The 20743-nt window shown below is 73.1% G+C and carries 18 protein-coding genes; 7 read left to right on the forward strand and 11 right to left on the reverse strand.

Translation table 11 applies throughout. The features are described 5' to 3' along the window. The first annotated feature begins 248 nt into the window (after positions 1-248). Entirely contained in the window at positions 249-2060 is a 1812-nt protein-coding gene (locus ACWIYF_RS18845) for an acyclic terpene utilization AtuA family protein (protein ID WP_448624362.1), read from the forward strand. Here the strand turns inward: ACWIYF_RS18845 and ACWIYF_RS18850 are convergent. Both ACWIYF_RS18850 and ACWIYF_RS18855 read right to left on the reverse strand, forming a co-directional pair. Further along, positions 2029-3753 carry an N-acyl-D-amino-acid deacylase family protein gene (locus tag ACWIYF_RS18850; RefSeq protein WP_448624363.1) on the reverse strand — a complete coding sequence of 575 codons (1725 nt, stop codon included), beginning with the start codon at positions 3751-3753 and terminating at the stop codon, positions 2029-2031. The two genes, ACWIYF_RS18845 and ACWIYF_RS18850, sit on opposite strands and share 32 nt — an antisense overlap. 123 nt (positions 3754-3876) lie before the next feature. Further along, complete coding sequence (locus tag ACWIYF_RS18855; protein WP_448624364.1) at positions 3877-5376, reverse strand: flavin-containing monooxygenase; 1500 nt, start codon at positions 5374-5376, stop codon at positions 3877-3879. A gap of 261 nt (positions 5377-5637) precedes the next feature. Here ACWIYF_RS18855 and ACWIYF_RS18860 point away from each other — a divergent pair, with 261 nt between their 5' ends. Then, complete coding sequence (locus ACWIYF_RS18860; RefSeq protein WP_448624365.1) at positions 5638-6525, forward strand: helix-turn-helix domain-containing protein; 888 nt, start codon at positions 5638-5640, stop codon at positions 6523-6525. Positions 6526-6554: 29 nt separating this feature from the next. Here ACWIYF_RS18860 and ACWIYF_RS18865 read toward each other — a convergent pair whose 3' ends face one another. The 5 genes from ACWIYF_RS18865 to serA form a co-directional block, all read right to left on the reverse strand. Further along, on the reverse strand, positions 6555-7700 hold the full coding sequence (locus tag ACWIYF_RS18865; protein ID WP_448624366.1) for an iron-containing alcohol dehydrogenase: 1146 nt from the start codon (positions 7698-7700) through the stop codon (positions 6555-6557). Beyond that, positions 7697-8002 (reverse strand): putative quinol monooxygenase, encoded by a 306-nt coding sequence (locus ACWIYF_RS18870; RefSeq protein WP_448624367.1) that lies wholly within the window; start codon positions 8000-8002, stop codon positions 7697-7699. Before ACWIYF_RS18870 ends, ACWIYF_RS18865 begins: the two co-directional genes overlap by 4 nt. A 10-nt stretch (positions 8003-8012) precedes the next feature. Next, on the reverse strand, positions 8013-8525 hold the full coding sequence (locus ACWIYF_RS18875; RefSeq protein ID WP_448624368.1) for a DinB family protein: 513 nt from the start codon (positions 8523-8525) through the stop codon (positions 8013-8015). 90 nt (positions 8526-8615) lie between these two features. Continuing rightward, the gene (locus tag ACWIYF_RS18880) at positions 8616-10340 is read right to left on the reverse strand and encodes a SpoIIE family protein phosphatase (RefSeq protein ID WP_448624369.1); all 1725 of its coding nucleotides are present in this window, start codon (positions 10338-10340) and stop codon (positions 8616-8618) included. 87 nt (positions 10341-10427) lie between these two features. Further along, on the reverse strand, positions 10428-11633 hold the full coding sequence (gene serA / locus ACWIYF_RS18885; RefSeq protein ID WP_448624370.1) for a phosphoglycerate dehydrogenase: 1206 nt from the start codon (positions 11631-11633) through the stop codon (positions 10428-10430). A 76-nt stretch (positions 11634-11709) separates the two neighbouring features. Here serA and ACWIYF_RS18890 point away from each other — a divergent pair, with 76 nt between their 5' ends. Next, positions 11710-12594 (forward strand): TIGR03854 family LLM class F420-dependent oxidoreductase, encoded by an 885-nt coding sequence (locus ACWIYF_RS18890; RefSeq protein WP_448624371.1) that lies wholly within the window; start codon positions 11710-11712, stop codon positions 12592-12594. A gap of 7 nt (positions 12595-12601) precedes the next feature. On the opposite strand, the gene ACWIYF_RS18895 is transcribed toward ACWIYF_RS18890, so the two are convergent. After that, positions 12602-13027 (reverse strand): TIGR03668 family PPOX class F420-dependent oxidoreductase, encoded by a 426-nt coding sequence (locus ACWIYF_RS18895; RefSeq protein WP_448624372.1) that lies wholly within the window; start codon positions 13025-13027, stop codon positions 12602-12604. Between the two features lie 67 nt (positions 13028-13094). Between ACWIYF_RS18895 and ACWIYF_RS18900 the strand changes: the two genes are divergently transcribed. Both ACWIYF_RS18900 and ACWIYF_RS18905 read left to right on the forward strand, forming a co-directional pair. Next, positions 13095-14633, forward strand: coding sequence for an AMP-binding protein (locus ACWIYF_RS18900; RefSeq protein WP_448624373.1), 1539 nt, complete (start codon positions 13095-13097; stop codon positions 14631-14633). Between the two features lie 127 nt (positions 14634-14760). Continuing rightward, a complete protein-coding gene (locus ACWIYF_RS18905) occupies positions 14761-15750 on the forward strand; it encodes an LLM class flavin-dependent oxidoreductase (protein WP_448624374.1) in 990 nt (329 codons plus the stop codon). Here ACWIYF_RS18905 and ACWIYF_RS18910 read toward each other — a convergent pair. Next, positions 15725-16672 carry a TIGR03619 family F420-dependent LLM class oxidoreductase gene (locus tag ACWIYF_RS18910; protein ID WP_448624375.1) on the reverse strand — a complete coding sequence of 316 codons (948 nt, stop codon included), beginning with the start codon at positions 16670-16672 and terminating at the stop codon, positions 15725-15727. The two genes, ACWIYF_RS18905 and ACWIYF_RS18910, sit on opposite strands and share 26 nt — an antisense overlap. 205 nt (positions 16673-16877) lie before the next feature. Here ACWIYF_RS18910 and ACWIYF_RS18915 point away from each other — a divergent pair, with 205 nt between their 5' ends. Both ACWIYF_RS18915 and ACWIYF_RS18920 read left to right on the forward strand, forming a co-directional pair. Then, positions 16878-18710 (forward strand): S8 family serine peptidase, encoded by a 1833-nt coding sequence (locus ACWIYF_RS18915; RefSeq protein WP_448624376.1) that lies wholly within the window; start codon positions 16878-16880, stop codon positions 18708-18710. Between the two features lie 39 nt (positions 18711-18749). Beyond that, on the forward strand, positions 18750-18995 hold the full coding sequence (locus ACWIYF_RS18920; RefSeq protein ID WP_448624377.1) for a hypothetical protein: 246 nt from the start codon (positions 18750-18752) through the stop codon (positions 18993-18995). An 18-nt stretch (positions 18996-19013) separates the two neighbouring features. On the opposite strand, the gene ACWIYF_RS18925 is transcribed toward ACWIYF_RS18920, so the two are convergent. Next, the gene (locus ACWIYF_RS18925; protein ID WP_448624378.1) at positions 19014-19751 is read right to left on the reverse strand and encodes a hypothetical protein; all 738 of its coding nucleotides are present in this window, start codon (positions 19749-19751) and stop codon (positions 19014-19016) included. Positions 19752-19900: 149 nt separating this feature from the next. After that, entirely contained in the window at positions 19901-20665 is a 765-nt protein-coding gene (locus tag ACWIYF_RS18930) for an SDR family NAD(P)-dependent oxidoreductase (protein WP_448624379.1), read from the reverse strand. Positions 20666-20743: the final 78 nt, after the last annotated feature.

Raw genomic sequence — 20743 nt, forward strand, 5'->3', positions numbered from 1 at the left:
CGTAGTGGCAGCCCGCCTGCAGGACGACGATCTCGTCGCCGTCTACCCGTGTGGGGCAACCGGTTTTTCAGCCGGATGCGGGGCAGCCGTCCCGGTGACCGCCGTCGGCGTCGTCGTCGCCATGCCTCGGTTGGCTCGGATCCTGATCCGACATTGACGTCAACGGCAAAGCGGGCCACTCTGCGGCGACGGGCCCGCACCGCCGCGGCCCTTGCTCGACCACCGCCCGGTTGACCAGGGAGGCACTCGTGAGCGACCGCGCCGTCCGGATCGCCAACTTCTCCGGCTACCTCGGCGACCGGTTCACCGCGATCGAGGAGGCCCTCGCCGGGGATCCGGTCGACGTCCTCATGGGTGACTACCTGGCCGAGGTCACGCTGGCCGGGCTGGCGACCGGCTTCCGGCAGCATCCGGAGCGCGGTGGCTACGTGGGCTACTTCCTCCGGCAACTCCAGCCGCACCTGACCACGATCGCCGAGCGCGGGATCAAGGTGATCAGCAACGCCGGCGGTTTCGCGCCCGATCGCATGGCGGGGGCGGTGCGGGCCATGGTCGCCGAGGCGGGGCTGTCGCTGCGGGTGGCGCACGTGGAGGGCGACAACCTCATCGACCGGCTCGGCGAGCTGCACGCCGAGGGCCACGCGCTGGAGAACCTCGACACCGACGCCCCGTTGAAGGACTGGGGCGAGGAGCCGATCGCGGCCAACGCCTACCTCGGCGGGTTCGGCATCGCGGAGGCGCTGCGGGCCGGCGCCGACATCGTCATCACCGGGCGGGTCACCGACGCCTCGCTGACCGTGGGCCCGGCTGCCTGGTGGCACGGCTGGACCCCGGACGACGTCGACGCGCTCGCCGGCGCGGTCGTCGCAGGGCACGTGATCGAGTGCGGCGCCCACGCCACCGGCGGCAACTTCTCCGGCTTCCTCACCGTCCCCGGGATGGCCCGCCCGGGCTTCCCGATCGCCGAGGTGGCCGCCGACGGCAGCAGCGCGATCACCAAGCACGCCCGCGACGGCGGCATGGTCACGGTCGACACGGTCACCGCCCAGCTGCTGTACGAGATCCAGGGGCCGCGCTACCTCAACCCCGACGCCACCGTGCACCTCGACACCGTGCGGCTGACCCAGGTCGGGCCCGATCGGGTCGCGATCGGCCCGGTCACCGGATCACCGCCGCCGCCGACGGCGAAGGTGGCGGTGTTCGCCCAGATCGGCTACGAGATCTCGACGATGCTCTTCTGCACCTCGCCACAGGTCGCGGAGAAGGTGGCGCTGCTCCGCGAGCAGTTGGGCCTGCACCTCGACGGGGTGGTCGACCAGCTCGACGTCACACCGCTGGGCACCGCGGCGGTCGACCCGGCGACGCAGTGGGAGGCCACGGTCCCGATCCGCGTGATCGCGACCGGCCGCAGCCCCGAGCAGCTGCGGGGCTTCGCACCGGCGGTCGCCGGCCTGTACCTGCAGGGGTTTCCCGGCTTCCACCACGACGGCCATGCCCAGCAGGCGCGGGAACCCTGGCCGCGGATCGACTACTGGCCGGCGCTGCTGGAGGCGGAGGTGCTCGCCCACCGCGCCGTCCTCGACGACGGCACCGTGCGCGCCGCTCCGCTCCCCTCCCGCTGGGCCACACCCGAGGAGCTGGCGCAGGCCCCGTGCCCGGAACCGTCCCCCGCCCGGTCGACCAGCGGGCAGCGGATCGAACTCGGCACGCTCGTCCATGCGCGCGCCGGCGACAAGGGCGGCAACTCCAACGTCGGACTCTGGGTGCCGGACCCGGCCCACTGGGAGTGGCTACGCAGCACGCTGTCGACCGACGGACTGCTCGCACTGATGCCGGAGGCCAAGGACTGCACCGTCGTCCGCCACGAGTTCCCGCACCTGCGTGCCGTCCACTTCGTCCTCAAGGGGCTGCTGGGCACGGGCGGGTCGTCCAACCTCCGCGTGGATCAGATCGGCAAGTCGGTCGGCGAGTACCTGCGCGCCAAGCACGTCCCGGCGCCGGAGGGTGCGGCCGGTCGAGCCGGCACGCTCACGCCGGGACCGCCTGCGGGCCGCGGATGAGCCGGCCGGGCAGCTCGCCGGTCTCCTCCCCGTCGGTGTAGGTCTCGACGCCCCGGACGAACGTGTGCCGGTAGCCCTCGGCCCGCTGCAGCAGCCGCCGTCCCCCGCCGGGCAGATCGTGGTGCACCTCCGGCCGCCGCAGCCGCAGCCGCTCGAGGTCGATGACGGTGAGGTCGGCGCGGTAGCCCGGGGCGAGCACGCCGCGGTCGGCCAGCCCGACAGCGGCGGCCGTGTCGCGGCACTGCCGCTGGACGAGGAACTCCAGGCCCAGGGTGCCGGTCCCGCGGTCCCGGGCCCAGTGCTGCAGCAGCGTCGTCGGGAACGAGCCGTCGCAGATCGAGCCGACGTGGGCGCCACCATCGGACAGGCCGGGCAGCGTGCACGGGTGCTCGAGCATCTCGCGCACCGGCTCGAGGCTGCGGTCCTCCCAGTTGGCCGTCATGACGTAGATCAGGCCGCGACCGCCGTCGGCCAGCAGCACGTCGTAGGCGAGGTCGGCGGGCTCGCGGCCCTCGCGGCGGGCCCGCTCGGCGAGCGAGTCGGCCGGGTCCGGCTCGTAGTCCGGCGGATCGGACAGCTCGTACATCAGGTGGTACTTGTCGATCAGCCGGCCGCCGATCAGGGCGGTCTTCTTCTCCCGCGTCTGGGCGGCCAGCACGGCCGCCTTCGTCTCCGGCCGGGCCAGCCGGGCGGCCTGCTCGGCGAGCGGGAGGCCGGCCAGCTCCTGCCAGACCGGGTTGGTCATGAACGGGTGCAGGGTGAGCTCCAGACCCATGACCAGCCCGACACCGCGCGCGGCCACCTGCGCCCGCATCGGCAGGCCGGCGGCCTGGGCCTCGGCGAGACGCTCGAGCACCGTGCGGTAGCCGGACGGGTCGAAGTGGGTCTGCACCAGCGACGCCGACAGCGGCCGGCCGGACGCCTGCACCATCCGCCGCATGATGTCGAGGTCCACGTCGACGTCGAGGAAGTCGGTGACCAGCTGCAGTACGCCACGGCCGGTGGCGCCCACCGCGGTCGCGATCGCGACCAGCTCGTCGAGGCCCGCGTCGTAGGACGGCGTCAGCTCGCCGTCCACGCTCTTGTGGTTCAGCGTCCGCGAGGTGGAGAAGCCCAGCGCGCCGGCCTCGACCGCGGCCGCCGCGAGGCGGCTCATCTCGGCGACCTCCTCCCCCGTCGCCGCGCCGCCGGCCACCGCCCGCTCGCCCATGACGTGCACGCGCAGCGCGGCGTGCGGCACCTGGGTGCCGATGTCCAGGTCGAACCGCCGTCCGCCGAGGACGTCGAGGTACTCCTCGTAGGACTCCCAGTTCCAGGGCAGCCCCTCGTGCAGGGCGGTGCCGGGGATGTCCTCGATGCCCTCCATGAGGTCGATCAGCCGCTGGTGGTGGGCCGGCACGACCGGGGCGAACCCGACTCCGCAGTTGCCGGCCACCACCGAGGTGACCCCGTGCCAGGCCGAGGGCTGCAGCCGCGAGTCCCAGGTCGCCTGGCCGTCGTAGTGGGTGTGGATGTCGACGAAGCCCGGTGCGACCACGGCGCCCTCGGCGTCGATCTCCCGCCGCCCGCGGCCGGCGACCCGCCCTACCTCGGTGATGCGGTCGCCGGTGATCGCGACGTCCGCCGTCCGGCGCGGCGCCCCGGTCCCGTCCACCACCGTGCCGCCCCGGACCACCACGTCGTGCTCGGGCATGCGCCGTCCTCTCCCCGTGACCGGGCCACCCCGACGATGCGGGCTCCGGTCTCGGACAGTAGGGCCGCGGGGCGGCGCCGCGGTAGCGATCCGGAGCCCGGCTCCGGCACGGCCCCCGGGTCCTCAGCCGGCGGCGGGCACCAGTTCGTAGTCCTCGACGGCGAGCTCCGCGGTGCGCTTCCGGTAGTCCTCGACACTGCCCGACCAGTTGTTGGTGATGCGGCCGTCCGGGGTCTTGTACCAGCTGTTGCAGTTGCCGGCGAAGGAGCTCTGCCGCAGCTCGTCCTGCAGCTGCGCGTTGTAGTGCTCGAGGACCTCGGGGCGCAGGTCCAGCGCCGCGCTCTTCTGCTTGCCCACCTCGAGCGCCCGGAGCACGTAGTCGAACTGGCACTCGAGCATCGCGATGATCGAGTTGTGTCCGAGGTTGGTGTTCGGTCCGTAGAGGATGAACAGGTTGGGGAACCCGGACACCGTCATCCCCAGGTAGGCCTCCGGGGCCTCCCGCCACGCGTCCCGGAGCGAGACGCCCTCGCCGCGCCGGGGCGGCCAGCTCTTCGGGGAGCGGCCGATGATCTCGACGTGGCCGATGAACGACAGCGTCTCGAACCCGGTGGCGTAGATGATCACGTCCATGTCGTGCAGCCGGCCGTCCGCCGTCCGGACGCCCTGGGGTTCGATGCGCTCGATCCCCTCGGTGACTAGCTCCACGTCGTCCCGCATGAGCGCCGGGTAGAAGGTGTCGGCGATCAGCAGCCGCTTGCAGCCGATCGGGTACTTCGGCCAGAGCTTCTCCCGTAGCTCCGGGTCGGGGATCTGCGCCTCCAGGTGCTCGCGGGCGACCCGGGTGAACTCCTCGGCCACCGGGTTGTCCTCGAGCTTCATGGCGCCGATCCAGCCCTCGTGCTCCCAGTAGAAGGCGTCGCGGCTCTCGCGCAGCTTCGCCGGGTCGTCCAGGAACTCCCGCCGCTCCTCCTCGGTGTAGGGCCGGTCCAGGCGGGGGACGACGTAGTTGGGCGTGCGCTGGAACACCGTCAGGTGGCCGGCGGCCTCGGCGACCTCGGGGATGAACTGCACGGCGCTGGCCCCGTTGCCGATGCTGGCGACCCGCTTGCCGGTCAGGTCGACGTCGTGCCGCCAGCGGGCGGAGTGCCAGGAGACGCCGTCGAAGTGCTCTCGCCCCTCGATGCCCTTGAAGCTCGGGCGGTTGAGCTGCCCCCAGGCCGCGACGAAGGCGCGGGCGCGGACCTGCTCACCGCTGAGCGTGGTGATCAGCCACAGCCCGCTGTCCTCCAGCCACACCGCCTCGGTGACCTCGGCGTTCAACCTGATGTGGTGGTTGAGGCCCTGCCGGGCCACGAGCCGCTCGATGTTGGCCTGGATCTCCGGCTGCATCGCGTAGACCTGGCTCCAGTCCGGCTGCTCGTCGAAGGAGAACCAGTACAGGTGCGACTGCACGTCGCAGCTGGCGCCGGGATAGCTGTTGTCCCGCCAGGTGCCGCCGACCCGGTCCTCCTTCTCCAGGATGACGAAGGACTCCTCGCCGGCCATCTTCAGCTTCATGCCCATCCCCAGCCCGGCCAGGCCGGCGCCCAGGATGGCGACCTCGTAGACCTCGGTGTGCACGGCTCCCCCTTCGGTGGTCCGCGACCGCCGCCGGCCGCGGTTGGCTCGATCGAGTGCCCGGGAGGAGCCGGCGGTACCGACCCGCTCCGGCGGCATACCGAGACGATGACGGCCGAGGGGCCGCGCGGGCTTGAACGCAGCGAGCACGGCGTTGAACAAACGTGCGGAGGCCCGGCCGGGCCGCGTCTGCGCGCCGCCGTCCCCGGCCCTACGCTCGAAAGGCATCGGCGTCGACGCGGACGCGCATCCGGAGGCCTACCGATGACCCAGCGGTTGATCGCCCCCGACGAGGTCCCCTCCTGGGTACCCGGGCAGCTCACCGTGCACAGCCCCGACGTGGGATGGGACCGGCTGTCGGTCCGCGGGTACCGCTACGGGCCGTCCGACGTCCTCGTGCCCGGGCTCCGGGACTACACGATCGTCGCCTACCGGCGGGGATCCACCCCCATGCGCCGGTGCATCGATGGCAGGTGGACGGCGGAGGACGTCGTCCCGGGCGACGTCTCCCTGCTCACCCGCGCCACGGAGTCCCACTGGGTGTGGCCACGGGACATCGAGGTCGTCCACGCCTACCTGACCCGGGACGAGCTCGCCACGACGTGCCGGCAGATGTACGAACGGGAGGTCGAGGACGTCGAGCTGCACGATGCCGTCAAGGCCTCCGACCCGGCCGTCCACCGCACGGTCATGCAGATCGCGCACGAGGCCGCGGAGGGCGCTGCCGGCAGCAAGCTCATGGTCGACTCCCTGTCCTGCCAGCTCGCCGTGCACGTCCTGAGGAACCACGCGCACGTGCTGTTCCGCGAGTGCAGCGGGACCGGCGGCCTCAGCCTCGGACAGGAACGTGCGGTTCGCGACTACGTCCACGAGCACCTCGCCGAGACGATCTCCCTCGACGATCTGGCCGGGGTCACCGGGTTGAGCCGGTTCTCCTTCGCCCGCAAGTTCCGGGAGACCAGCGGCACGACGCCGCACGGGTTCGTCCTCCGACAGCGAGTGGAGCGGGCCCGCACGATGCTGGAACGCACCGACATCCCGCTCCCCGACGTCGCTGCCGGGTGCGGCTTCGCGGATCAGTCGCACATGACCCGCGAGTTCAAGAAGCGGCTGGGCGTCACGCCGGGCCGGTACCGGAGCCGGCAGCGCTGACGACGGGGCCTCATCTGCCGCCGACGGGGTCACGCCGCTGCGTCGAGCACCCGGACCAGCTCCTCCGCGGTGAGCCGCACGGGGTTGCCCTGCATGCTGCTGGAGCGGGCCGCCTTCTCGGCGACCTCGGCGTGGTGCGCCGGCCGCAGGCCCACCGCCGCCAGGGGTGGCACGTCCAGCGCGGCGACGGTCTCGCGCAGCCAGGCCACGGCGTCCTCGACGGTGGCGTCGTCCCGTCCGGTCAGCATCCGGGCGACCTCGGCGTAGCGGCGGAGTCCGGCGGAGCCCGGCTCCCGCTCGCGCAGCGCTCGCAGGTTCGCCTCGACCACCGGTGCCAGGAGGACCGCGCAGACCGCGCCGTGCGGTGCGTCGACCATGCCGCCGACGACGCCCGCGACGCCGTGCACCGCCCCCAGCTTGGCGTTGGCCAGCGCGATGCCGCCGAAGAGGCTGCACAGCGCCATCTCCTCGCGCGCCGAGGGGTCGTCGCCGTGCTCGTAGGCGCGCCGCAGCGCCCGCGCACCGCGCCGCAGCCCCTCGGCCGCCACGGCGTCGGTCGCCGGGTTGGCCCGTGGCGAGACGTACGGTTCCAGGCACTGGGTCAGCGCGTCGAGCCCGCTGCCGGCGGTCACTGCCGGCGGGCAGGTGAGCGTGAGCAGCGGGTCGACCAGGGCGACCGCCGCCAGCAGGTGCGGGCTGCGGATGCTCGCCTTGAGGCCGTGCTCCGGCGAGCTGAGCACGGCGTTGGCGGTCGCCTCGGCCCCGGTGCCCGCCGTGGTGGGCACCGCGACGAAGGGCACGGCCGGCCGCCCGATGGGCCTGCCGCGGCCCACCACCTCCAGGTGGTCGAGCGGATCGGTCCCGTTGCCGAGCAGCACCGCGACCGCCTTGCCCAGGTCCAGCACGCTGCCCCCGCCGATCGCGACGACCACGTCGGTGTCGGCGCTGCGCGCCTCGCCGGTCGCGGCCCGGACGTCGCCGACCGTCGGCTCGTGCGCGACGGTCACCACGGCGACCGGGTCGACCTCGCCCAGCAGGTGGCGGTGGCGTGCCGGGTTCGCGCCCGTGCACAGCAGCACCCGCCGCCCCAGGCCGGCCAGCAGCTCCGGGAGCTCGGCGGCGCGGCCCGGCCCGAACAGCACCCGTCGCGGAACGGCCAGGTCGAAGCTGCTCACCAGCCGTCGTCCCCGGGAAAGGCGGTGGTGAAGCGCGCCGAGGTGCGCGGCGCGGCCATCATCCCGGCGACCGCGTCGCGCCAGCGCGCGTAGTGCGCCGTCTGCTTGTGCGCGTCGGCCGCCGACTGGTCCACGTACACCTCGTTGAGGACCACGTGCCCGGCGTCGGCCTCGTCGCGCAACACGTCGAAGCGGCGGACGCCGGGCTCCTGCAGCGAGGCCGACGCGTTGCGCCGGGACTCCTCCAGGAACGCCTCGAGGTGCTCCGGCCTGACCCGCACGTGCACGTGGACGACGAGCATCAGACCGGTGTCAGCCCATCGTCTTCTGGCCGTCGATCGATTCCCGCAGGATGTCGGCGTGACCGGCGTGCTGAGCGGTCTCGGCGATGACGTGCAGGAAGACCCGTCGGGCCGACCAGCGGGCGCCCGGCTCGAACCACGGTGCCTCTGGCAGCACGTGCTCGGCGTCGAGGTCCGGGAGGGTGGCGACGAGCTCATCGGTGTGCCTGGCCACCGCCTCGTAGTCGGACAGCACCCCTGCCAGCGTCTCCCCGGGCGCGAGGTGCCAGTGCCGGGCCACGGCGTCGGGACCCCAGTTGCGGTGCATCGCCTCGGCGCCGCCCTCGGCGAACCGCACCCAGCCGGACTCCGTGGCTGCCACGTGCTTGATCAGCCCGGCCAGGTTGAGTGCGCTGGCGGTCGGCCGCCGCAGCGCCTGCTCGTCGGTCAGGTCGCGGACCGTGAAGCGCAGGAAGGCCCGGTGCCGCCGCAGCGACTCGATCAGGTCGGCCCGCTCGCGCGTGAGTGTGGTCGTACCGGTCATGGGATCTCCCCTTCCCGTCGTCCTCCGGTAGGTCGGTGCCGACGCTAGGGGCAGGGAGTGCCGGATGGGACGAGGATCGGCGTCCGCGGGTCAACCGCTCGCGTCGTGCGGGTGCAGGCGGACGGCGAGCACGGCGACGTCGTCGACCGGGTGGCCCGGGACGAGCCGTCGCAGGAGCTCGTCGCACAGCTGCGTCGGCGGCCGGTCGGCGAGCCCGGACAGCGCCTCCTGCAGCCGGGCCAGCCCGGCGTCCAGACCGACGTGACGGCGCTCGACGAGCCCGTCGGTGTAGAGCAGCACGGTGCTGCCGGGCTCGACCTCCGCGACGGCGTCGTGCCGGGGATGCCCCAGGCCGAGGCCGAGCATCGGTCCGGGGACGCCGGTCAGCCAGCGGGAGTCGCCGGCCGGGCTCAGGACGGCGGGTGGCAGGTGCCCGGCCGACGACCACCGCAGCACGGACCCGCCGTCCGGGGCTCGCTCGAGCCGCACGACGGCCGCGGTGGCCAGCGTGTCAATGTCCAGCAGCCGCATCGCCCGGTCGAGCTTGGTCAGCACCGCGGCCGGCGTGGCCTCGTCGAGCGTGGTGGCGATCCCGCGCAGCAGGCTGCGCAGCTGCCCCATCGTGGCCGCCGCGGCGGTGTCGTGACCCGTGACATCCCCGATGACGAGCATCGTGGAGCCATCGGCCAGCGGGAACGCGTCGTACCAGTCCCCGCCGACGGCGGCGGCCTCGGTCGCCGGCAGATACCGGACGGCGATCTCGGCGCCCTTGGGCTGCTGCGGAGCCGTGAGCATGCTGCGCTGGAGCTGCTCCGCGACCTGGTGCTGCTGGTCGTACAGCCGGGCCTGGCCCAGCGACAGCCCGGCGCGGTCGGCGATCTCCTGCGCTGTCGCCGTGCCCTCGGCGTCCGGTTCGCCGGAGTCGTAGAACAGGGTCAGCACGCCCAGGATGCGACCGCCCGCGCGCATCGGCACGACCATTACCGAGGCCGGGGCCAGCGCCGCGAACAGCTCCCGCGCCCGGCCCTGCGGGAGGTCCTCGAGCGCCTCGGCTCCGCTCGTCACGGCGCGGGCGCCGGTGTGCCACGACGGCTGCAGCCCCGAGATGCCCGCCAGGACACCGCGGCGCTCCCTCGCGTACTCGGCCAGCGGGGCGCGGCGGGCAGGGTCGGCGTGCCAGCTGCCCACAGCGTCGGGGACGCCCCGGGCGTCGATGACGGTCACGACGCAGCCGTCGGCGAGCGCGGGGACGACGAGGCGCGGCAGCCGTTCGGCAACCACGGTGGCGTCCATCGTGCCGGCGAGCTCGGCGCCGACCTGCAGTATCAGGCGCAGCCGGGCGGTCGCGGCATCGACGGCGATGCTCCCTGGCACGCGCCCGATGGTGGGCTCGCGGGTGCGCTCGGCCGTGACGTCCCGGGCCGCGGCGAGCAGCCGCGTCGCCCCGCCGTGAGCGCCGCACACGGCCCGCCCGCGCGCCGAGATCCACCGTGTCTCGCCGTGCACTCCCCGGATCCGGCACAGCGCGTCGAAGTCGCCGCACGTGTCGATCGCCGTCCGCACCAGCCGCCGGAGCCGGGTGAGATCCTCGGGATGCAGGCGGGACTCGAAGGCTGCGACGTCCTGCGACCCGTGGATCCGCCGGTCGTAGCCGAACAGAGCGAGCAGCCGGTCGTCCCAGTCGAACGCACCGGTGTCGAGGTCCCAGGTGAAGGTTCCGACGCCGGCCGAGGTGGCCGCCAGCTCCGCGGCCAGCGAGGTGGCCTGCCGCCCGGCCTCGCCGCTGCCGTCGGGCTCGGGCGTCCGGCCTCCCACCTGGCCTCCCCCACGGGTGCGATGCGCGACTGCGACGTGTCAGTGACACGCTACGGCGCGATGCCGGCCGACCGCGCGTAGCCTGCCTCAGCGGCTCCCCGCGAACGTCGTGAGGCGGACGGTCTCGGGCAGCGCCCGGAGCGCCGTCAGCAGGGCCGGGGGCGGCTCGCCGTTGACGTCGGTCACGACGTAGCCCAGCTGTCCGCGGGTGGCCAGCACCTGACCGTCCACGTTGAGCCCGTGCTCGCCGATCAGCGCGTCGGCCCGGGCCAGCACGCCCGGCACGTTGTGGTGCAGCAGCGCGAACCGGGCCGCCGAGGATCCGTGCAGCGCGACCGCGGGCAGGTTGACGCTCAGCGTCGTCGTCCCCGTGCGGGCGTAGTCGACCAGCTTGCCGGCGACGAACCGCCCGATGTCGTACTGCGCCTCCTTGGTCGATCCGCCGACGTGCGGGGTGAGGATGACGTTGGGCAGCCCGCGGAGCACGGAGTGGAACGCGTCGCCCTGCTCCTTCGGTTCGTCGGGGAACACGTCGATGGCCGCGCCCGCGATGTGACCGCTCTCGATGTGCTCGCGCAGCGCCTCGTGGTCGACGACGAACCCGCGGGAGAGGTTGAGGAACAGGCTGCGCCGGCGCATCCTCGCGAACTGCTCGGCGCCGAACAGACCCGCGTTCCCGGCGCGGCCGTCGACGTGCAGCGTCACCGTCTCCGCGCGTTCCAGCAGCTCCTCCAGGCTGCCGCAGGCCTCGGCGTTGCCCAGGGCGAGCTTGTCCTCCAGGTCGTAGAACAGCACGCGCATGCCCAGGGCCTCGGCCACCACCGACAGCTGGCTGCCGATGTTGCCGTAGCCGACGATGCCCAGCGTCCGGCCCCGGATCTCGTGGCTGCCGGTCGCCGACTTGTCCCAGATCCCTGCGTGCAGCGCGCGGTCCCGGTCGTTGAGCCGCCGGGCCAGGCTGATGATCTCCGCGATCGCCAGCTCGACGACGCTGCGGGTGTTGGAGTACGGCGCGTTGAACACCGCCACCCCGGCCGCCGCCGCCGCGACCAGGTCGATCTGGTTCGTGCCGATGCAGAAGGCGCCCACCGCCGCCAGCCCCGGATTCCGCTTCACGACGTCCGCGGTCACCTGCGTCTTCGACCGGATGCCCAGCAGCTCGACACCGTCCAGCGCGGCGGCCAGGTCGGCCTCGTCCAGCGCTCCCCGGCGGCAGTCCACCTCGTAGCCGGCCGAGGACAGCAGCTCCACCGCCACCGGGTCGACGTTCTCCAGCAACAGAGCTCGGCGCATGTCGGACGATTCTCCTCACGACCTCTGGCGGTCGCGCCATCGGTCCCGAGTCCATGGGCAGCGAAACGGAGACGACATGAAGATCCGGATCGGGCTCGGCCTGAGCCCGCTGCACCCGGACGACGACTTCGCCACCGTGGTGGAACGGGTCGAGGACGCCGGGATCGACTCCCTGTGGCTCTCCGAGCAGATTCAGTCGGCGCAGGTGGAGCCGATGATCGGGCTCGCGCACGCCGCAGCCCGGACCACCCGCTTGAAGGTCGGGACCTCGGTGACCGTCCTCCCGGGCCGGCACCCCGCCCTGGTGGCCAAGCAGGTCGCGTCGCTCGCGTGGCTGGCGCCGCGCCGGATCCTGCCGGTCTTCGGGCTGCAGCCGTTCCGCCCCGCGGACCGGGTCCTGTTCCCCGTTCCGGGCGGGCGTCGCGGCGCCGTCCTCGACGAAGCGATGCTGCTCGTCCGGCTCCTGCTGGAGCAGCCCACCGTGACCTTCCACGGCGAGTTCTTCGCCGTCGACGAGATGAGCATCGGGCCGCTGCCGTCGCGCCCGCTGGACCTCTGGCTCGGCGGGTCGGCCGCCGGTGCGCTGCGCCGGGTGGGGCGGCTCGCGGACGGATGGCTCGGCAGCATGCTCACCCCGGATGAGTCCTCGGCCGCCGTCTCGACCATCGCCGCGGCGGCCGCGGAAGCGGGCCGGGCCATCGAGCCCGACCACTACGGGATGTCGCTGCGCGTCGTCCTCGACGACGCCGCCGAGAAGGTGCTCGCGGAGACGGTCGCCCGACGCCCCGACGTCGATCCCCTCGAGTTGGTCGCGCTCGGATGGGCCGGCGCACGCGAGCTGGTGTCCCGCTACGTGGAAGCGGGCGTCAGCAAGTTCGTGGTGCGGCCGGCCTCCCATCCCGGCTCGTGGGAGCGCTTCGCGACCGACTTCTCCGCGGAGTTGTCAGGCCTCGAGAACTGACCGACGGTCACTGGCCGCCGGCCCATCCCGTCACGCCGACGACACGGAGCACCAGCACCCGCGAGAAGGGCTGGTCCCGGTACTGCGGGTAGGCGTGCTCCAGCCTGGCGGCGAGATCCGCCGCCCGGGCGGCCACGGCGTCACCCTGCCAGCGCAGCTCGGCTCGCACCCACCACAGCCGTGACCAGTCGTCGGGGTCCCAGTGCTCCACCAGCAGCGCGGCCCGCGGGTCGGTCTCCAGGTTCCGCTCCCGCTGCAGCCGCGACGACGACTTCGGCTTGACCCGATCGACGGGCACGCCCACCCAGCCGTCGTCGTCCACCACGTACACGACGGGCACCGCGTCGACGCCGCGCTCGGAATGCACCGTGCACAGGACCCCGTGGTCGTGCGCGGCGAGCCGCGTCCGCGCCTCGGTCTCGGTGAGCCTCATCGGGCCTACGCTTACCCGGGCGCCTGGGCGCCCGCGACTCGCTGTCACTCAGCAGTTGGGTGGTGCGATGAACGTAGCCGTGTGGGTGGAGCGGCAGGGCCGGCGTCGGCCGGACGCCCCGGCCCTGGCAGACGGTGACCGGGTGCACGCGAGCTGGCGGGCGTTCGCCGCCCGGACGGCCGGCGCGGCCGCCGGCCTGCGGGAGAGCTTCGGGCTGTCACCGGGCGACCGGGTCGCCATCGTGATGCGCAACCGGCCCGAGTACCTCGAGGCGCTGTTCGCCATCTGGCACGCCGGTCTCGTCGCCGTGCCGGTCAACGCCCGGCTCCACCGCGACGAGATCGGCTACATCCTCGGCCACAGCGGGTCGGCGGTCGTCGTGACCGACGACGAGCACGCCGAGGACGTCGAGCCGCTGGTCGGCACCGTGGATGCGCTGCGGGCGGCGGTGCCGGCGCCCGGACCGCGGTGGGACCGGCTCACGGGGTCGCCGCCGACGCCGCTCGTCGACCGGCAGCCGGCAGATGCGGCCTGGCTCTTCTACACCAGCGGCACCACGGGACGGCCCAAGGGAGCGACGCTCACGCACCGCAACCTGCTCTTGGCGTCGCTCAGCTACTTCGCCGACATCGACCAGGTGATGCCGCAGGACTGCATCCTGCACGCCGCACCGCTGTCGCACGGCTCGGGTCTGTACGGGCTGCCGCACGTGGCCCGGGGAGCGGTGAGCGTCGTGCCGCACTCCGGTGGTGTCGACGGCGACGAGATCGCCGCCCTCCTGGACCGGTGGCCGGGCATGTCGCTGTTCGCCGCTCCCACCATGGTGAAGCGCCTGGCGGGCGACCGCGCCGTCGCCGCCGCTGACCTGTCCCACCTCAAGACGATCATCTACGGCGGCGCGCCGATGTACCTGGCCGACCTGGAGGACGCCCTCGGCGTCTTCGGTCCCCGCCTGGCCCAGATCTACGGGCAGGGCGAGTCGCCGATGACGATCACCGGCCTGTCCAAGGCCGACCACGCCGAGCGGGACCACCCCCGGTGGCGGGAGCGCCTGCAGAGCGTCGGCTTTCCCCGCACCGACGTCGAGGTCCGCGTCGTCGACGGCGCGGACCGGGAGCTCCCCGCCGGCGAGCTCGGCGAGGTGGTGGTCCGGGGCGACGTCGTCATGGCCGGCTACTGGAACCAGCCCGACGCCACGGCCGAGACGCTGCGCGGCGGCTGGCTGCACACCGGCGACGTCGGCAGCTTCGACGCCGACGGGTACCTCACGCTCCGGGACCGGTCCAAGGACCTGATCATCAGCGGCGGGATGAACATCTACCCCCGCGAGGTGGAGGAGGCACTGCTCCGCCACCCCGGCGTCCGGGCCGCCGCCGTCGTCGGCCGGCCCGACCCGGACTGGGGCGAGGCGGTGGTCGCCTTCCTGGTGGCCACTGACGGCACCGCGCCGCCGCCGGTCGAGGACCTCGACCGGACGTGCCTGCAGCACATCGCCCGGTACAAGCGCCCCAAGGACTACCGGTTCGTCGACGCACTCCCGATGAACAACTACGGCAAGGTCCTCAAGCGGGAGCTGCGCGATCGGCTCCTGGCGGCCGACGCCTGAGGAGGGCGACCCCCGTCCCAGGAGCTGTTACGGTCCGCCTCGGCAGGCGAGTCGGATGGCTCGGAGGTGCCACCCGACGCAGCGTCGGCCGTCGAGGTCCGCGACCGCTCGGGAAGGACATCCCGCCATGAAGCTCGCCCTCTACCTGCCGAATTTCCGGGACAAGGTGACTGTCCAGGAGCTCGAGGACCTCACCAGCCTGGCCGAGGAGCTCGACTTCGACTCGGTCTGGACCCTGGACCGGATCGTCGTCCCCGAGGCCTCCGACCGCGGGGAGCTGCAGTACTCGTTCGGCATGATGGTGGAGTTCCCGAAGGCGCTGCCGGTGTCGTCCCGCGGTCAGTGGTACCAGGGCTGGCCGCTGATCCCGTGGCTCGCGGCCAAGACGACGAAGGTGCGGATCGGGATGAGCATCACCGACACGCCGTACCGCGCGCCCGGCGTCCTCGCCGCGGAGCTCGCCACCGTCGACCACCTCTGCAACGGCCGGCTCAACGTCGGCGTGGGGGCGGGCTGGATGCCCGAGGAGTTCGCCGCGGCCAGCGCCTCGCACATCTTCCCGAAGCGGCACGCGCACGTGCGGGAAACGATCGAGATCATGCAGGGCATCTGGACGAACGACCTGTTCGAGTACCACGGGGAGTTCGCCGACTTCGACCGCTGCGGCTTCGGCGTCAAGCCGCTGCAGAAGCCGACCCCGCCGATCTACTTCAGCGGGCTCCGGGACCCCAAGCGTGCGGCCAACCGCGTCGCGAAGTACGGCCTGGCGGGCTGGATCGGCATCCAGGACACGCCCGAGGAGCTCCAGGAGTGGCGGGGTGCCATCGCGCGCGAGCTGGAGGAGCAGCACGGGAGGTCGATCGACGACCTCGAGATCTCCAGCATGATCTGGTTCGTCATCACCGACGAGGAGACCGACCAGACGCCGCGGGGCAAGGGGACGAACCTGCTGGCCGGGACCGTCGCGCAGATCACCGACATGCTCAAGCGCTACCAGGAGGCGGGGCTGACGATGCCCCTCCTCTGGCCGCCGTTCCAGGACGTGCCGGTCTCCAAGACGCTCGACGACCTCAAGCGTCTCAAGGAGGAGATCATGCCGAAGGTGGACGCCGGGTAACGGGCGCGAACGCGTCGAGGACGCGGTCCGCGTACGCGAGTGCCGCGTCCGGGTCGACGTCGGGGGCGACGACCCGGGGCGAGAAGTTGAGGTCGAGGAAGACCTCGGTGACGCCCTGCGCGTGCAGCGCGGCGAGGTCGTCGAGCACCTGCTCGCGCGTCCCCTGGAGTGGCCGCCGCTGCCCGCCGGGGTCGTCGTCGAGGAGGTCGACGAGGCCGCGGACGACGAAGCGCAGGGCCTCCGGGTCGCGGCCGGCCTCGCGGGCGCCGTCGCGCACCGTCTCGATGTCCGCGCCGATGCGGGTGAGGTCGTGCCGGCTGCTGCTGATCCAGCCCTGGGCGAGCCGCCCGGCGCGGCGCAGTGCCGGCTCGGCCGCGCCGCCGAGCAGCACCGGGGGATGCGGTCGCTGCACGGGCGGGGGGCTCTGGTGCGAGCGCGGGACGGTGTAGAACTCGCCGGCGAACTCGACCGGGTCCTGCGTCCAGAGGGCGGTGAGGCAGCGCAGGTACTCGTCCATCCGTGCGCCGCGGCGCTCGAAAGGCACGCCGGCGGCGGCGTACTCCTGCCGCAGCCAGCCGATCCCGAGCCCCACGGTGAGCCGGCCCCCGGAGAGCACGTCGATCGACGTCAGCGCCTTCGCGAGCAGCGCGGGTGCGGTGTACGGCGCGCAGATGGTCGCCGTCCCCAGCCGGATCCGGTCGGTGTGCCCGGCGACGTGCGCGAGCGAGATGAGCGGGTCGTGCACCGTGCGGTACGCCGCGTCGAGCTTGCCGCTGGCGGGGTAGAGCACGCGCTGGAAGCTCCACAGCGACGCGTACCCGAGCTCCTCGGCGCGACGGGCGGTGCGACGCATGTTCGCCGGCGTGGCCCAGTCCCCGGACACCGGCAGGCCGAATCCGAGCAGGGGCAGGTCATCCGTCACGGCGCACGACTCTGCCAGGTCACGGCCCAGTCCTCCCGCTCTGCGGCACCCACGCGAGGAGACGCGGGGGTGATGCCCACGTGACGCCCGGCTGCCTAGCGTGCCGGGACGACGGGCGCTCCTTGCTTGGGAGATGCGCGGCCGGCGCAGGGCCGGCCGGCGCCATCCGGACCGCGGCGCACCGTGACCGAGGGGATGTCACGCGATGACCACGGACCTGCCGGGCCCGACCGACCGCACCGCTGCCGATGGCTTCACCTTCACACCGCTGACCGGCCCGGGAGGCGCGGAGCCCGCGACCATGGACGTCCGGCTGCAGCGGCTGCTGGCCTGGCGCCAGCACGGCAACTCCAAGCCCGCGACCTCCAGCACGGCGGCCGACGAGGTCGCCGTGGTCGCGAAGGTGACGGCGGTGGACGACTTCGTGGCGATGTCGGAGGTGACACCCGGCGTTCAGGTGGGTGCCACGGCCGACGACGGGACGACGATCGTCACGGCGCGGGTGCCCCTGGCGCGGGTCGACCATGTCCGCAGGCAGCCCTTCGTCGTCAGCCTCAAGGCCGCTCAGCGGCTGTCGAAACAACTCCACGCCACGGTCGGGGAGATCGGTGCGCGACCGCAGGACCTGCCGCCCGGCTCCGCGCAGGGTGCAGGAGCCGTGATCGGCATCGTCGACATCGGCTGCGATTTCGCACACCACAACTTCCTGGACGTCGACGGCCACACCCGGCTGCGCAAGCTCTGGAACCAGAACGGCACCGGCTCCGGTGAGCCGGGGTTCGCCTACGGCGACGTGCATCTGGCGGCCGACATCAACGCCGCGCTCGACAGCGGCGACCCGTACGCGGCACTGAACTACTCCCCCGAGCCGAACGCGCACGGGACCCACGTCATGGACATCGCTGCGGGCAATGGAGCGGGAACCGGCGTCCCCGGCGTCGCGCCCTTCGCCGAGCTGCTCTTCGTCGACGTGGCGAACACCGACATCCCCTGGGAGGGGGCGTCGGTCGTGGGCAGCAACTTCGGTGACTCGGTCCAGCTGCTGGAGGCGCTGGTCTACATCTTCCAGGAGGTCGGGACCCAGCCCTGCGTGGTCAACATCAGCCTGGGCACCAACGGCGGACCGCACGATGGCACCACGCTCGTGGAGCAGGGCATCGACCGCCTGCTCACCCAGGCACCTGATCGGGCGGTCTGCATCGCCGCGTCCAACTCGTTCGCCGACGGCATCCACGCCGCCGGCACGGTGCCGGCCGGGGGTTCGCTCGACCTCGCGTGGCTGATCGCGCCGGGTGACCAGACCGAGAACGAGCTGGAGTTGTGGTACCCCGGGGATCGCCGGCTCGCCCTGGAGATCGTCGCCCCGGACGGCCAGAGCGTGGGCAGCCTCGCGCCCGGCCAGAGCAGCACGGCCTCCCAGGGCGGCCAGGTGGTGCTGTTCGCGGCGAACCGCCTCGGGGACCCGAACAACGGGGACAACACCATCGGGGTCTTCCTCGCCCCGGTCGTGTCGTCCGGGCGGTGGGTGCTCCGACTGACCAGCGCGGACGGAACGGAGGTTCCCTTCCACGCCTGGGCGGAGCGGGACGACGACGGCCAGTCCACGTTCGAGGAGCCGCTGGACAACTCGCACACGATCGGCTCGATCTCGTGCGGGCAGAAATCGATCGTGGTCGGCTCGTACGACGCGCACAAGCCGGCGAGACCGCTCTCCTGGTTCTCCAGCGCCGGCCCGACCCGGGACGGGCGGGAGAAGCCGGAGGTCTCGGCCCCCGGACACGATGTCGTCGCGGCCGCTTCCCTGTCGAAGACCGGAACGACGCGGAAATCCGGCACCAGCATGGCGAGCCCGGCCGTGACCGGGTGCGTGGCACTCCTGCTGGCCGAGGCCGCGGCGCAGAACCGGTCGCTGGACGTCGACGAGATCCGCAGCATCGTCGTGGAGACCGCCCGGTCGGCGCCACCTCCGGCCGGCGTGTGGGACGACCGGTACGGCGCCGGCCGGGTCAGCGCGTCGGGGATGATCGCGCGACTCTGACCCGTCGCCAAGGCGACAGCCCGGTCGTAGCCTGACCGTGTGCCCGAACCGCTGCGATTCGACGAGGGCTCGGCCGGCCGGCCGCGGAATGCCCCGGGCGCCGGTCGGAGCCGGGTCATCGTCAAGGTGCGGAAGCCCGGCTACGTACCGGAGGGCTTCGCGCTGCGGACCCGCGTGGACGACCTCATGTTCACCGCCGACGCCGGGGAGGCCGACCTCGCCTCCGCTGCGGCCGATCCCGACGTGGAGTCGGTCGAGCAGGGGCGCCCGCTGCACCTCTCCTGAGGCACGTCTCGTCCACGGTCAGGAGGTCCCCAGGGCCTGCTGGACGAGGAGCCTGACCACCTGCCGCGTCTTGGGTTCCTGATCCCGCGCCGGCGCGAGGCCCAGCGAGGCGAGGTGGGCCGCGAGCGCCTCCTGCGTGCCCACGGCCTCGTCCAGGTCGGCGACGGCGGAGAGCTCCAGGAAGTCGAGCGCCCCGACGGTCCACCTCTCGGCCCGCAGGTCGAGCCCGGGCGGTGCGCCGTCCACCGAGCCCCACCGCGTCGCCAGGACCGGTGGCAGCACCGTGAGCGCTCCGACGTTGATCCGCACCGGGGCGCAGTCCCGGAGGAAGTCCAGCTGGTCGGCCAGGAAGAGGTCCTCGACGTCGCGCCGTCCCGCAGCCACCTCGGCGACGAGGCCCTCGTGGCGGTCGGCGGAGTGCGACACCGCCAACGTCCGGTGATCCCCGGCCCAGTCCGCCTCGATCTTGAGGTCCCAGTCCTCGCCCTTGGTCGCGGCGAGCCAGTGGTCGGTCAGCTGGGACCGGCGGCCCGGCCGGAGCTTGACGGTCACGTCATCCTTGCCGTCCGGCTTGTCCCGCGCCCGGAGGATCACGCCCGCGTCCAGCAGCGGTGTGGCGGGCGACGTGCCCGCCGCGACGTCCTCGCAGAAGTGGATCCGCCACTGCGGCCGGCCGGACGGCAGGCCCAGAGCGGCGACGGCGGCCTCGATCCCCTCACCGAGGGTCACCTTGATCTCGACGCGGTCGAGTCGCATGTCGCCCACCCCGTCCGTCGGTGCTCCGTCGCGGCGGCCCGGTCGGCGTCGCGACGTGCGCGGGACGATAGGCGGGAGCCGTCACCGGCCTGTCACGGCTCCCGCCTCCGTGCCCGACGCGACCGGCAACCGAACACCTCGGTCCCGGCTCAGTAGTGGATCGCCCGAGGCTGCCCGCCGCCGCAGGCGATGGCATCGCCGGTGATCGAGCCGGCTCGAGGCGAGGCCAGGAACGTGACGACGTCGGCCACCTCGTCGGCGTCGACCACCCGACGGATGCTGTTGCCGGCCAGCGTGCGCTCGACCTCGTGCGGCGTCGTGCCCTGGGCTGCGGCGAGGCGAGCGACGACGCCGGGCGTCGCCTCGGTGCGGGTCAGACCGGGGTGGACCACGGTGACGGTGATGCCGTGCGGGCCGAGCTCGTCGGCGAGGTTCTTCGTCATGGCCGCGACCGCGACGTTGCGCATCGAGCCGATGAGGGAGCCGGTGCTCCGGGCCGCGAGGCCGGAGATGTTGACGATGCGCCCCCACCCTCGGTCGACCATGCCGGGCGCGACGGCCTGCGCGCAGCGCAGGTAACCGAGGACCTTCACGTTCACGTCGTCCCAGAACAGCGCGCCCGTGACGTCGGCCAACGCCGGAGGTGTCGTCTGCCCACCCGGCGTGGCGGCGCTGTTGACCAGGATGTCGACACCGCCGAGGGCGTCGACGGCGGCGGCGACCATCGCGTCGACGGACTCGTCGACGCCCGTGTCGGCCACGACCGGCACCACTGTGTGACCGGTTGCCGCCCGTATCTCGGCAGCCGCCTCGTCGAGAGCCGGCTGCGTGCGGGCGACGATGACCACGTCGCAGCCCTCGCCGGCCAGCGACCGCGCCACCGCCTTGCCGATGCCGCGGCTACCGCCGGTCACGATCGCTCGCTTGCCCCTCAGCTGAAGGTCCACTCTCCGCCCTCCGATCGGTGGTCAGATCGTCGGACTGTTCCACGC

It is taken from the genome of Geodermatophilus sp. URMC 64 (assembly GCF_053502555.1).

Excerpts from the sequence above, each read along its gene's own strand:
- ACWIYF_RS18875 (WP_448624368.1), bottom strand. The coding sequence starts at position 8,525 with ATGACCGGTACGACCACACTCACGCGCGAGCGGGCCGACCTGATCGAG.
- ACWIYF_RS18870 (WP_448624367.1), bottom strand. The coding sequence starts at position 8,002 with ATGCTCGTCGTCCACGTGCACGTGCGGGTCAGGCCGGAGCACCTCGAG.
- ACWIYF_RS18915 (WP_448624376.1), top strand. The coding sequence starts at position 16,878 with ATGACCACGGACCTGCCGGGCCCGACCGACCGCACCGCTGCCGATGGC.
- ACWIYF_RS18900 (WP_448624373.1), top strand. The coding sequence starts at position 13,095 with ATGAACGTAGCCGTGTGGGTGGAGCGGCAGGGCCGGCGTCGGCCGGAC.
- ACWIYF_RS18905 (WP_448624374.1), top strand. The coding sequence starts at position 14,761 with ATGAAGCTCGCCCTCTACCTGCCGAATTTCCGGGACAAGGTGACTGTC.
- ACWIYF_RS18890 (WP_448624371.1), top strand. The coding sequence starts at position 11,710 with ATGAAGATCCGGATCGGGCTCGGCCTGAGCCCGCTGCACCCGGACGAC.
- ACWIYF_RS18850 (WP_448624363.1), bottom strand. The coding sequence starts at position 3,753 with ATGCCCGAGCACGACGTGGTGGTCCGGGGCGGCACGGTGGTGGACGGG.
- serA (WP_448624370.1), bottom strand. The coding sequence starts at position 11,633 with ATGCGCCGAGCTCTGTTGCTGGAGAACGTCGACCCGGTGGCGGTGGAG.
- ACWIYF_RS18925 (WP_448624378.1), bottom strand. The coding sequence starts at position 19,751 with ATGCGACTCGACCGCGTCGAGATCAAGGTGACCCTCGGTGAGGGGATC.
- ACWIYF_RS18895 (WP_448624372.1), bottom strand. The coding sequence starts at position 13,027 with ATGAGGCTCACCGAGACCGAGGCGCGGACGCGGCTCGCCGCGCACGAC.
- ACWIYF_RS18860 (WP_448624365.1), top strand. The coding sequence starts at position 5,638 with ATGACCCAGCGGTTGATCGCCCCCGACGAGGTCCCCTCCTGGGTACCC.